Source organism: Microcoleus sp. F10-B2, assembly GCF_036704965.1.
GTDB lineage: Bacteria > Cyanobacteriota > Cyanobacteriia > Cyanobacteriales > Microcoleaceae > Microcoleus.
This window is the reverse complement of record NZ_JAUBTB010000052.1, coordinates 45,044-57,324: the sequence shown is the minus strand read 5'-3', so window position 1 is coordinate 57,324 and position 12,281 is coordinate 45,044. Positions and strand designations below refer to the sequence as shown.

Here is a 12,281-nt window from a genome sequence, read left to right as displayed (position 1 = left end):
GTTACAAGTCTTTACGATTCCTAAGTTATCTGAAGGATTTTTTCAACTTCAAATGCTTGTCAATAATCTAACTCGTCCAATTTTTCAAAACTTTAACATCCCTGATTTTAATTTTTCATCTGCCTAGAGTGACAAAAGAGGGTTAGAATTTGGTTTGGTTAATCACTGCCCCGCAAGGGGACGGAAACTTTCCCGGGGGGTAACTTGACTATGCAAATTGGCTCTTTGGTTAATCACTTCCCCGCAAGGGGACGGAAACAATATATCCAGTACCTTTTCCCGTCTATTACTTGAGCTCCTTTGGTTAATCACTTCCCCGCAAGGGGACGGAAACGTTTCATGATTTGATTTCTCCTTGATGTGTCAAATTCTTTGGTTAATCACTTCCCCGCAAGGGGACGGAAACTTCTTGAGCAAAAGCGCCAGAAACACCAAGAACAACTTTGGTTAATCACTTCCCCGCAAGGGGACGGAAACCATTTACTGTGTTAGCCATGATCGTTTCCTCGACTTTGGTTAATCACTTCCCCGCAAGGGGACGGAAACCAATTGTGTCAGCACCCAAATTTCCATAAACCGTTGTAGCTTTGGTTAATCACTTCCCCGCAAGGGGACGGAAACTCTAGCTCATTATCAACCAGCCCGCGTCAAGGTGGCGAAGAAGGCAATCAAACCCTTGAAAATTCGTTGCCTGCGATCGTTCGACAGTCATGCTTTTTAACCGCAATCGACAATAAATCTTGAAATCGATCGATTGCAGACAGCTAGGATGACGTAAGTGCGTCGATCCCACCTTGACGCGGGCTGCTAATTATCAACTTGCGATAATGCTCGTCAATTAGCAGCCTATGCTGGTCTAACTCAAGCGCGAACGGAGTTCTGGAACTTCGGTTCAAGGCAAAACTCGTTTGTCTGATACCGGAAACGTCCGACGAAAAAAGGCGTTGTATATGCCGGAGGTAGTGGCGATGCCCTGCAACCCGTTACTGAAAGCGACTCGCTGTGCGATTATTGGGTCGTGTCCAGGTCAAAATGCAGGTGATTGGTGCAATGATATCGGAAGTTGGTACATTGGGCTTTTGGGATTTTAAAACCCCAAAAGGCTTTCGACCCCAATTATTTGAACGCTACCCCTTTACAGGTCAAGACAGTATCTACAGTTTCCCCTAAATCACCCGATCCGAGTAATTAACCCAACCCTTCAACTAACAAATTGCGAGCACTTTCCAACGCTGACTGCAACTTACTTGCATCGCGTCCCCCAGCTTGCGCCAAATTCGGTCGCCCGCCGCCTTTTCCGCCGCAAATTTGAGCAATTCCCCCGATAAACTTGCCAGCTTGCAATCCTTTTTTATTGACTTGGGGACTAAAAGCAGCCACCAAACTTACCTGATCCGGTTCAGGAATTGATGCCAAAACAACCGCAGCATTTCCTAATTTTTGCTGCAATCTTTGGGCCGCAGTTTTCAGCGCTTCTGCATCCAAATCTCCCAATTGAGCTACAATGATTTTGAATTCGCCGAGCTCCTCACCCCGTTCACCTTTGAGCCTGTCACTGCAAGCAGCCGCCAAACTATTTTGAATCATCCCCCAATCTTGCGGGAAAGCAGGGCGGGTATAAACTTGTAAAGCTGCTTCAAAAAATGCGATCGCCTTTTCTACATTCTCACCCCGCTATCCCTTGATTCTGTCACTGTAAGCAGCCGCCAAACTATTTTGAATCATCGCCCAATCTTGCGGAAAAGCATCGCGGGTGTAAACTTCACTAGCTGCTTGATAAAATGCGATCGCCTGTTTGATATTCTCACCCCGTTCTCCTTTGATTCTATCTTTGTAAGCATTTGCCAAATTAGTTTGAGTACCAGCCCATTGTTGCGGGAAAGCCGCGCGGGTGTAAATTTCACTAGCTGCTTGATAAAAGGCGATCGCCTGTTCGATATTCTCACCCCGTTCTCCCTTAATTCTGCTATAGTAAGCATTTGCCAAATTATTTTGAATCATCGCCCAATCTTGCGGAAAAGCATCGCGGGTGTAAACTTGTAAAGCAGCTTCAAAAAAGGCGATCGCCTGTTCGATATTCTCACCCCGTTCTCCTTTAATTCTGTTACGGTAAGCATTTGCCAAATTATTTTGAGTCATCGCCCAATCTTGCGGAAAAGCAGCGCGGGTGTAAACTTGTAAAGCTGCTTCAAAAAAGGCGATCGCCTGTTCGATATTCTCACCCCGTTCTCCTTTGATTCTGTTACGGTAAGCAGCCGCCAAATTATTTTGAAGACCTGCCCAATTTTTGGCATAAGCATCTCGCTTAAAAATTTGCAGTCCCACCTCATAGCCGGCAATGGCAATTTCCATATTCCTGCTTTTGCTGCCCCGCGGAAACTGTTGAATCAAGTTACTGAACATAATAATATTAATAGTAAGGTTTGTAGCTGCCTCTGACTCCATTTCTGCCAGAGTTTGAGTTGCCCACTCGCGCAAAACTGAGGTGAACTTATCGTCGATTAGTTCGAGATTGTTTTGCAGGATAGCGATTTGTTCGTCTTCAGGGGAGTTGAGGAGGGATTGGATCAGGACGAGATAAATTTGTTTTTCGTTCATTGGACTACCTATGTTTGAGATATTTTACATTTGTTGGGGGGAAAAACCCGGGATTTTTGCACAATACCTTTACCCAGATGTTGTGGGGGCGGGTTTTACCAACCATATCTAACGAATACCAACAATCTAGATCGACCCGCCCTCCACCACCGATAACTCACATCAACCTGGAATTTGCATCGCATCGGAAAATGTAGGTTGGTATTTTTCGTTGGGTGGGGGCGGGTTTTCGAGATTGTCGATTATTGACGATTATGGTTGGTGAACCCGCCCCTACGAGCACCATGTACATTGTAATTTATGGTTGGGTGGGGGCGGGTTTATCAGATTGTCGATAATTGGCAATTATGGTTGGTAAAACCCGCCCCTACAGTTTCCCCGAAATCACCCGATCCGAGTAATTAACCCAACCCTTCAACTAACAAACTGCGAGCACTTTCCAGCGCTGACTGCAACTTACTTGCATCGCGTCCCCCAGCCTGCGCCAAATTCGGACGCCCGCCGCCTTTTCCGCCGCAAATTTGAGCAATTCCCCCGATAAACTTGCCAGCTTGCAATCCTTTCTTATTAACTTCTGGACTAAAAGCAGCCACCAAACTTACCTTGTCCGGTTCAGGAATTGAGGCCAAAACAACCGCAGCATTTCCTAATTTTTGCTGCAATCTTTCCGCCGCAGTTTTCAGCGCTTCTGTATCCACATCTCCCAATTGAGCTACAATGATTTTGAATTCGCCGACATCCTCAGCCGCACTCAGCAACTGGTCGGATTTCGCGATCGCCAATTCCGACTTCACAGCAGCCAAATGTTTCTGAGTATCCTTCAACTCATTCTGCAAATTAGTAATCCGGTTCGGCAATTCTTCAGGCTTCGCCTTAAATCGATCGCCCAAATCGCGCACTACCTTATCCCGCACGTTCAAATAGTCCAAAACAGCTTGACCGGAAACCGCTTCAATCCTGCGAGTTCCCGCCGCTACCCCCGCTTCGGAAACAATCTTAAACAGCCCGATTTCTGCGGTATTGCTGACGTGAGTCCCGCCGCACAATTCCATCGAAACGCCGGGAAAATCGATAACCCGCACCACGTCGCCGTACTTCTCGCCAAACATCGCAGTCGCGCCTTTTTCTCTCGCAAGGGCGATCGGCATTTCTGCAACGACCGCAGCGTGCGCCTCAGCAATCCAACTATTAACTAAATCCTCAATTTTCTGCAACTCTTCTGCTGTGACAGCGCGCGGAGAATTGAAATCAAACCGCAATCTCTCTGACGATACCAGCGAACCAGCTTGCGAAATCGAATCGTCTACAATTTTCCGCAAAGCTGATTGTAATAAGTGAGTTGCTGTGTGGTTAGCCTGAATTCGGCGGCGACCGCTATTGTCAATTTTCGCAGTAATACTATCGCCAACTCTCAGGGTTCCCCGTTCCACCAAGCCGAAATGCACGAAGAAATCTGATTCCTTCTTCACATCATCAACTCTTACCAACAAACCATCACCATTATCTCCGCTTTTCAAATAACCTTTATCCCCAATTTGTCCGCCGGATTCTGCATAAAACGGCGTTTGGTTCAAAACAACTTGTACCTCAGTGCCTGCGGCTGCTTCTTCCACAGATTTGCCGTCAACCAAGATAACTTCCACCTCAGCTAAACTCGACAATTCAGCATAACCGACAAACTCAGTTCCCTGGATAGTTTCAGCCAACTTATCCAAAGAACCCTGCACCGTCAAATCGATTGTTTGGCGAGCATCTTTAGCGCGAGTTTGCTGTTCCTTCATCGCCCTTTCAAATCCTTCCAAATCCACAGAAATCCCCTGTTCCTCAGCAATTTCTTGAGTCAGTTCTAAGGGGAAACCGTAGGTATCGTAAAGAGTGAAAGCATCTTGACCAGAAATCTCTACTGTGGGGTGGGCATCTTGCCCGCCCCCAGAAACCGACAGGCGAGACGCCTGTTCCACAAGAGCTTTTTTGACAATTTCCTCCAGCAGCTTCTCTCCGCGTTCCAAAGTCTTGAGAAACTGCGCCTCTTCCCTTGCCAATTCCGCCTTAATTTGAGCTTCCCGCCGCCGCACATTCGGATAAGCTGCTTCCGAAAGGCCGATCGCACTTTCAGCAACCCGCACCGTAAATTCGCCCTGAATTCCAATCAGCCGCCCGTGGCGCACTACGCGGCGAATCAAACGGCGCAAAATGTAACCCCGACCAACATTCGACGCGCGAATTTCGTCCGCAATCATGTGCACCACAGCCCGAATGTGATCGCCAATTACTTTCAGCGAAACCTTGACTTTCTCATCGCTATTGTGGTAATCAATCCCGGCAATTTTTGCTGCCGATTGCACGATCGGAAAAATCAAATCTGTTTCGTAATTATTGGGGACTTTCTGGAGGATTTGCGCCATCCGTTCCAGTCCCAAGCCAGTATCAATATTTTGATTTTGCAGCGGTGTTAAATTGCCCTCTGCATCTTTATTGTACTGCATGAAAACCAGGTTGTAGAATTCAATAAACCTGGTATCATCTTCGAGGTCAATCTTGTCGCCTCTCTCTGGGTAGAAATCATAGTAAATCTCCGAACACGGGCCGCAGGGGCCAGTCGGGCCGGATTCCCAGAAATTGTCATCTTCTCCCATGCGCTGAATCCGATCGCCCGGAATGCCAATTTCATCGCGCCAAATCGCAAAAGCTTCGTCATCATCTCGGAAAACGCTAACAACCAAATTGGATGCTGGTAAGCCGAAAACTTCCGTGGAAAGTTCCCACGCCCAGGCGATCGCCTGTTTCTTGAAATAATCCCCGAAACTGAAGTTGCCCAACATCTCAAAAAACGTGTGGTGGCGGGCGGTGCGGCCGACGTTTTCGATGTCGTTGGTGCGGATGCACTTTTGAGAAGTCGTGGCGCGCGGTGATTCGGCGGTGCGCTGTCCGAGAAATATCGGCTTGAATTGCAGCATTCCGGCGATCGTCAGCAACACTGTCGGATCTTCGGGCACCAAAGAAGCACTCGGCAATATCTTATGTCCCCGCTGGGCATAAAAGTCGAGGAATGTTTGGCGGATTTGGCTGCCACTGAGAAACTTAGGAGAAATAGTCATGACAAGAACTGTTAAGTATGTAAAGATGTAGCAACAATAGAATTTATAGGACTTTTGCACGGGTGTCCAGAAACCGGGTTTTTAAACCAAAATACACGGGCTGTAAATCCTCAATCTCGGTGAAAAAACCCGGTTTCTTTGTGGGCGAGTGCGTGAGTGCTAACTTACATCTATTTGGATATTCATATCATTATACTTAGTAATGTAAAGAGCTATCAAGTTTTGCAAATTGTGCTTTACTGCTCGGAAAGCTCGTGCTAACTTAATAATAGACACCGGGACAGGAAGAGAAAGGAGGTCGCTATATTTAGAAACAAAGTTCGAGGATATAGACATGGTGTCTCCGGTCTAGATTCCCAGGCGCAGCAGAAATTAACCGAACACAACTTGGAATAGTGGCGAACTGCCGATCGAGCAGTCAAGCCAAACCGCAATCGAGTCAGACTTAGTTGTAGTTGCGATTAAAAGTAAAGCTGGACAAGTTGTACACCCTAGTAAGTAAAAGTTCTCCACCGGAAACACATTTCGTTTGTTAGAAAAAACAAAGCTCTCATATTATTGGGTCTGGTCGCTGTCGATCGGGCCCTATGAATTTTTATAGGGCGATCGCAGCAGGACAGGGAAAAGGGGGAGAGAGGGGCAGAGTTCGACTGTATAAGTGCTTTCTGCTCAAAGGCTAGATCCATCCCTCGGAGCCGCTGGGCGAGCGATCGGTGCAGCTTTTGAGTTATATATTATATATAATGGGACGTGGAGCAAGCCCGCCCGCTTTTTGCCGGAACTCAAGCGCTGTGGTATGAGGCACTGTCAAGATGCGATATCATTGAGGATGTCACTCAAGACATTAAAACCTACCCCGCTGTGCTGTATAGCAGCAAAATCTACGCTTCTATGAGCTTGCTGCAAGCCAAGGATAGCCAACCGCCATTTTTGGTGACAAGACCAGGCTCAAAAATTTGAATCTCAGGATATTTAGAGTCAAGACCCTAAAAAATCCCATCCCCGACGCAAGGGTTAGAGTTCAAAAAATAAAAGCCCGCCCACTCAAAAAAGCTAGTGCCACCAACAACGGTAGTAAATCACTAGCATAGTTCTTAAACTCACAATTTCCGGAGATTCCAGGTACAAGTATGGCAGAAATAACTAAAGAAGAAATGCGCGAACGGCTGGGAAATATCGACCAGATCCGGGATATAATTTTCGGAGCGCAGCTTAGAGAATACGACAATCGCTTCGATAAAATAGATTCCGACTTGTCGATGATGCAGCAAGATATGCAAACTCGCATCGAACAAGTAAAAACAGTTCTTTCAGGAGAAATGAGAGCTGCAGTTGATTCGTTAGAAAAGAAAGTTAAATCGCTCACCTCAAACACCCAAGAAGAAAGCGCAGACATCCGTCAGCAAGTCGATCGCGTTAACCGCAAATTCTCCAGCAGCATGGAAGCCCTCGACGAAGCTATAGACAATCAAACCAGTTCGCTTCGCGACGAACTCTCCCAAACCAGAGAGCGACTATCTGAAGAAACCCGCACTTTGAAAACACAGGTTTTTGAAGAACTAGATCGCCGCTTTTCCATGCTCAGAGATGTTAAAGTTTCTAGAGACGATATGGCAGAAATTCTGTTTGAACTTGGCATGAGGCTCAAAGGAACAGAATTTGTACCCGAACTTAAAGGCGTTGCGGATAATAAGTTAAATACCGAATTTCTGTTGCCGGAGCGCCACAATCACGGATAATAACGCATGGCTTTACCGAAAGAAAATCCGGCTGACGAAGATGAGTTAGAGGGTTTTGTTTCTCAACCTGACGAGTCCGCTGCCGGTGCAGCAACCCAGCTAGAACCCTTGCTGAATCTGTTACTCGATCTCAAAATTATTGCTGGTTCAAACCAGCAAAATGCAGAGCCCGAAGGTGACAGCAGCAGCGAAAACGATCGAGCTGGGGATCTCGGCGGGTTGATGGATTTGTTAGGTATTTCTTCAGAAAAGCAAGAGGAAGTTGCAGCGAGTGTACCCGAAACTGGCGATCGCGAACCTGAGTCTGGCGATTCTTGGGATGTTAAAGATAAGTTCAAAAGTTTGCTATTCGCTACTCAAAAACTCAACATTTCAGAACTCGAAAGAAACTATTCCTCCGCTAAAACTATAGATGTTTCAGCGATCGCCCAGCCGGATTTGGAGGAGAAATCAGAGCCACTCCAAGAATTGTCTAACTTGACAATGGAAGATTCTCTACAGGAAGTACAGGCTCAAAAATCCCAGCGGTTCGATCGGCATTTACAGGATGTTTCCCCTCCCGAAACAGAGTCAAAATTCTCGGTAATTCCCCATAACCCCATAGTTTCCCCAGTCTCAAATCCACCAGAAACTGGATATTTAGATGCTGCGATGGCTTCGGCTATAGAAATCCCAAACGTACTAGAACAGCCGACAGAAATATTAGGTCAAATTAAACAAGACTTAAATCAAGCCGACAGCGCGATGGAAACGCTGCAAAATCTGATTTTCGGCTCAAAAATATCAGATATCGAGCAAGTCAAAAATCTGCTGGCAGAAAACGACTTGCCGGGGGTGCGCCACCTGATGGCAAAAATCGACGATAAATTAGGAAAATTGGAGCACCAAATCTACGATCCCCAAGAGTTGATTCAGTTGATGTTGCCTTGGATCGCAGAAATTCTCAGCCGCAAAATTGCCGATTCCAGAGAAGAAGTTGTCAAGGCGATCGGGCCAATTATTGACGAAGTGATTAGGGCAAAAACTCAGGAAAACAAGTCGGCAATGAGTGCGGCAATAGCTGAGCTGCTTCCCGAGGCACTTGCTCAACAAATAGTGAATTCGCCAGCGGATATTGCTAAGGCGATCGCCCCAGAAATCGGTCTGGCAATTAAAGAGCAAATTCGCCTCGACCAAGAGTCGATCGCCCAGGCCCTCGCCCCGGAAATGGGCAAAGCGATTACAGCCCAAATTGAACTCGAACGAGACGCAATGGTCGATGCCCTCTATCCCGTAATTGGCAATACTATTTCCAGATACATGGCAGAAGCTATCAAGACAATCAATGAAAAAGTATCAAATGCCCTCAGCGTCGAAGGAGTTCAGCGCAAAATTCGCTCCAAAGTACAAGGAGTCTCCGAAGCCGAATTAATCCTCAAAGAATCAGTACCCTTTACCATCCAAGCAGCATTCTTAATTCACAAAGCATCAGGCTTGATAATTTCCGAATTTCAAAATTCAGAAAGCTACCAGTTAGAATCAGAAATGGTAGCAGGAATGCTCACAGCTATTCGCAGCTTTGTTAACGAGTGCATCGTGCAGCCCGGAGAAGTTTCCGAACTCAATCAAATTGAATACGGCGACTCAAAAATCCTGCTAGAAGTAGCGGGTTATTGCTACATGGCAGTCGTGATCAAAGGAGAACCGCCACAGTCGTTCATCAACAAACTGCGGCAAACAGTTAGTAATCTCATCCTTAATTACGCTAAAGTAATTCACGAGTTTAACGGCGACCCCGGTACTATACCCGAGTCGCTGCACCCGTACATAAAAACTTTATTCGACCCCCTGCAAACGGAAAAATCAACCAAACCTCCGATCGCCCTAGCCGTTATCAGTTTAGCCGCCCTGAGCTTAATCTTAGTACCTTGGGGAATTTATCAGTACCGCAGCAGCGTTGAGCGCCGCCTCGAAGCAAATGCCATCGCAGCTTTAGCATCCACTCCCGAATTAGCAGTTTACCGCTTAGATGTTGCAGTTGATGGCAAAACTTTAAAGCTAACCGGTAAGTTGCCAAATCAAGAATTGCGGGCACAAGCCGAAAAAATAGCCGCATCAACTGCACCGAAATTGCAATTAGATAATAGGATTATAGCTGTAGATGTCCCCCCAGATCCAGTTTTGACGGCGGCCGAGGTGCAGCGGATTACCGCTGTTTTGAACCAGAGAGAGGGCGTTTTAATTTCTACTCGGTACGGCGACCGCAAAGTGACTGTAGAGGGTACAGTTAGAGACGGTGCAGATGCACAGAAAATAGCTCAGTCCCTGAAGCAAATTCCCGGTGTTCAATCGGTGATTAGCACAGTTAAATTAGAGCCTCTTAAAATTACAACCCGCATCTACTTCCAGCCAGGAACGGCAACATTAGACTCTACATACGGAGAAACCATCGCCAGTGTCAAAAAATTCATGGCTCGATATCCTCAAAAACATATTAAGATAATTGGGCACAGCGATCGAACTGGAGAAGTTGTGACAAATCAACAGTTGTCGCTCAAGCGTGCCGCAGCAGTGCGAGATGCTTTAGTGCGACAAGGTGCTGACCCGAAGCGCCTCCAAACGGTCGGCAGCCCAAATCCTCCTCCCGGCTTGGAACCCAATCAACCGCTACTTTTAAGCAGATGCGTGCTATTTGAACCAACAACCAAGACCGCAAACAGTAAATAATTATGTCAGTTACTATATCTAAAAAAATGTGCATGATCGGCGACTTTGGCGTCGGCAAAACCAGCCTGATCCGCCGTTTTGTCGATCGGCAATTCAGCGACCAGTACCTGTCCACTGTGGGAGTAAAAATTTCCCGCAAAAGCGTAGAATTAGAAGGCGTAAAACAGCGGGAAAACGTGACTGCACAGTTGCTAATTTGGGACTTAGAAGGGCATACAAAATTCAAAGGAATAGCACCGACTTACTTGCAGGGAGCTAGCGGCGTTTTAATCGTTGCCGATGTCAGCCGCTCCGAAACAGTTGAGCGAATCTCCGAACACATTCAGCTTTTTTCTTCAGTCAATCCTAAAGGGTCAATAATCGTCGCTTTGAACAAAGTAGACTTGATTGACGAGGAAAAATTGGCGCTGCTAGTGGAAATATCCCATTCGATAGGTCAAGACAAAGTAATAGCAGTTTACGCGACATCTGCTAAAACAGGCAAAGACGTTGACGAAATCTTCTATAAACTAGCTTACACAATGGTAGAACAAGTATGAACCCCCTTTTGAAAAAGCTGTTGGAGCCACGGCAAACAGAGTATTTGTTAGTAAATCACAATTTCATTATTCAGGAAACCTCCGCCGAACTCCACCATTATGCCGATACTCCGGTCGATGCCATACCCGGTGCAGATGCTCGCATCAGTTTTCCCGAATTGATTGGCATAGAAAATATCCTCATGTCTATCATTATGGGACGGCTGCCGAGTTTTGAACTCAAAGGTATCGCTCGATTTGCCGATCCCAACCGCCCTTTATACTTTGATATGTTGGCTATTGAACATGAAGGCGAACAAGAAGATGTGCCAAGTAAATTGCTAATTTTGATTGAAGATGCCACCGAAAAGATGGTGATGAAGCAATCGTTGATTCAAAGGGCGAATGAAGCTAATCTTTTGGTGAGCGCCTTAGCCGCTTCTAAAGATTATATAGATAAAGTTATTAGTTCGATGGGCGATGCTTTGTTGGTGACAACAACATTAGGAACTATCAAAACAGTCAATCAATCAGCAAAATCCTTATTTGGGTACAGCGAAGCCGAATTGATCGGCCACCCCCTCTCCATAATAGTAGTCGAAGAAAAATTACTTTACCAAGCTCGCCACCGCTATATTTTGTCTCATCAAGAGCTGCTCAGAGAACTGCAAGTAATCTGCACTACTAAAGCAGGAGAAGAAATTTGGGTAGAATTTTCCTGTTCGGCAATTCAGACAGAATTACAGGAACTTTACGATTTCATCTATATCGGCAGGGACATCACAGAACGCAAGCAACAAGAAATAGAAATTCGCCGCTCTTTGGCAAAAGAGCAAGAACTCAGACAGGTAAAATCTCGTTTTTTCTCAATGCTCGCTCACGAATTCGGCAATCCTTTAAGTACAGTATTATTTGCTACTAAAATCCTCCAAGACTACGGCGACGAAATTACCCACGCGGAAAAAAAAGAATACCTCCAACACGTTAAATCAGCATCTAAACACATGGCTCAGCTATTAGATGATATGCGGTTGCTCAGCAGCGCCGAAGCCGGAAAACTCGAATTCAATCCCGCACCAGTTGACTTACAAAAATTTTGCAGCGAGTTAGTAGAATCAATTAAAATTAGTTACGGAAAAAATCATAGAATTAACTTTATTTGCCCAGAATTAGTTGCGCCGGGAAAAAAAATAGAGAACGAGTCGGAGGAAACGCAACACTGGCCCGCACTCGATGCAAAATTGCTGCGGCACATCTTGACAAATTTGCTGTCAAATGCTGTCAAATATTCGCCGATCGACAGCAATATTTATTTTGAATTAAATTGTGACAATGAAGAAGCTAAATTTCAAATTAAAGACGCAGGCATTGGCATTCCCATCGAAGACAAAGAACAACTCTTTGAATCTTATTACCGAGCGCAAAATGTCGGAAAAATACCAGGTACAGGACTGGGTTTATCCATAGTGAAGCTGTGTGTAGACTTGCACGGAGGTAAAATCGAATTTTCCAGCGACACAGGGTTAGGCACTACCTTTGTAGTCAAAATTCCATTTTACAAACAGAGATAAATAGATTAATTTCAGATAACTCGGTACAACCGAGGGCGCATTCAATACTAC

Annotated in this window: 7 protein-coding genes, 2 pseudogenes and 1 CRISPR repeat array; of the genes and pseudogenes, 6 read left to right on the top strand and 3 right to left on the bottom strand. The window is 45.8% G+C overall.

All coding sequences use genetic code 11. The features are described 5' to 3' along the window. Window positions 1-152: 152 nt before the first annotated feature. Window positions 153-621: a CRISPR direct-repeat array (repeat unit 36 nt; unit sequence CTTTGGTTAATCACTTCCCCGCAAGGGGACGGAAAC). A 257-nt stretch (window positions 622-878) separates the two neighbouring features. Beyond that, a pseudogene (locus tag QUA99_RS33210) lies at window positions 879-1,091 on the top strand (hypothetical protein); the annotation flags it as partial. A gap of 97 nt (window positions 1,092-1,188) precedes the next feature. On the opposite strand, the pseudogene QUA99_RS20215 reads toward QUA99_RS33210, so the two are convergent. From QUA99_RS20215 to alaS, 3 genes and pseudogenes are all read right to left on the bottom strand, one after another. Beyond that, window positions 1,189-1,572: pseudogene (locus QUA99_RS20215) on the bottom strand (DHHA1 domain-containing protein); the annotation flags it as partial. Between the two features lie 102 nt (window positions 1,573-1,674). Beyond that, window positions 1,675-2,598, bottom strand: coding sequence for a tetratricopeptide repeat protein (locus tag QUA99_RS20210; protein ID WP_333460401.1), 924 nt, complete (start codon window positions 2,596-2,598; stop codon window positions 1,675-1,677). A 401-nt stretch (window positions 2,599-2,999) separates the two neighbouring features. Next, the gene (alaS, locus tag QUA99_RS20205; RefSeq protein WP_333236199.1) at window positions 3,000-5,696 is read right to left on the bottom strand and encodes an alanine--tRNA ligase; all 2,697 of its coding nucleotides are present in this window, start codon (window positions 5,694-5,696) and stop codon (window positions 3,000-3,002) included. 750 nt (window positions 5,697-6,446) lie between these two features. Here alaS and QUA99_RS20200 point away from each other — a divergent pair. The 5 genes from QUA99_RS20200 to QUA99_RS20180 all read left to right on the top strand — a co-directional run bounded on the left by QUA99_RS20200 (window position 6,447) and on the right by QUA99_RS20180 (window position 12,230). Beyond that, complete coding sequence (locus tag QUA99_RS20200) at window positions 6,447-6,656, top strand: hypothetical protein (RefSeq protein WP_333236197.1); 210 nt, start codon at window positions 6,447-6,449, stop codon at window positions 6,654-6,656. Between the two features lie 170 nt (window positions 6,657-6,826). After that, window positions 6,827-7,435, top strand: a complete 609-nt coding sequence (locus tag QUA99_RS20195; RefSeq protein ID WP_333236195.1) for a hypothetical protein — start codon at window positions 6,827-6,829, stop codon at window positions 7,433-7,435. 6 nt (window positions 7,436-7,441) lie between these two features. Then, window positions 7,442-10,141 carry an OmpA family protein gene (locus QUA99_RS20190; protein WP_333236193.1) on the top strand — a complete coding sequence of 900 codons (2,700 nt, stop codon included), beginning with the start codon at window positions 7,442-7,444 and terminating at the stop codon, window positions 10,139-10,141. Window positions 10,142-10,143: 2 nt separating this feature from the next. Further along, entirely contained in the window at window positions 10,144-10,680 is a 537-nt protein-coding gene (locus tag QUA99_RS20185; RefSeq protein WP_333236190.1) for a Rab family GTPase, read from the top strand. Continuing rightward, window positions 10,677-12,230: a PAS domain-containing sensor histidine kinase gene (locus QUA99_RS20180; RefSeq protein ID WP_333236188.1), complete on the top strand. Its 1,554-nt coding sequence runs from the start codon at window positions 10,677-10,679 to the stop codon at window positions 12,228-12,230. The genes QUA99_RS20185 and QUA99_RS20180 overlap by 4 nt, the downstream gene beginning before the upstream one ends. Window positions 12,231-12,281: the final 51 nt, after the last annotated feature.

Coding starts and splice junctions, on each gene's coding strand:
- QUA99_RS20210 (WP_333460401.1), bottom strand. CDS start 2,598: ATGAACGAAAAACAAATTTATCTCGTCCTGATCCAATCCCTCCTCAAC.
- alaS (WP_333236199.1), bottom strand. CDS start 5,696: ATGACTATTTCTCCTAAGTTTCTCAGTGGCAGCCAAATCCGCCAAACA.
- QUA99_RS20195 (WP_333236195.1), top strand. CDS start 6,827: ATGGCAGAAATAACTAAAGAAGAAATGCGCGAACGGCTGGGAAATATC.
- QUA99_RS20190 (WP_333236193.1), top strand. CDS start 7,442: ATGGCTTTACCGAAAGAAAATCCGGCTGACGAAGATGAGTTAGAGGGT.
- QUA99_RS20185 (WP_333236190.1), top strand. CDS start 10,144: ATGTCAGTTACTATATCTAAAAAAATGTGCATGATCGGCGACTTTGGC.
- QUA99_RS20180 (WP_333236188.1), top strand. CDS start 10,677: ATGAACCCCCTTTTGAAAAAGCTGTTGGAGCCACGGCAAACAGAGTAT.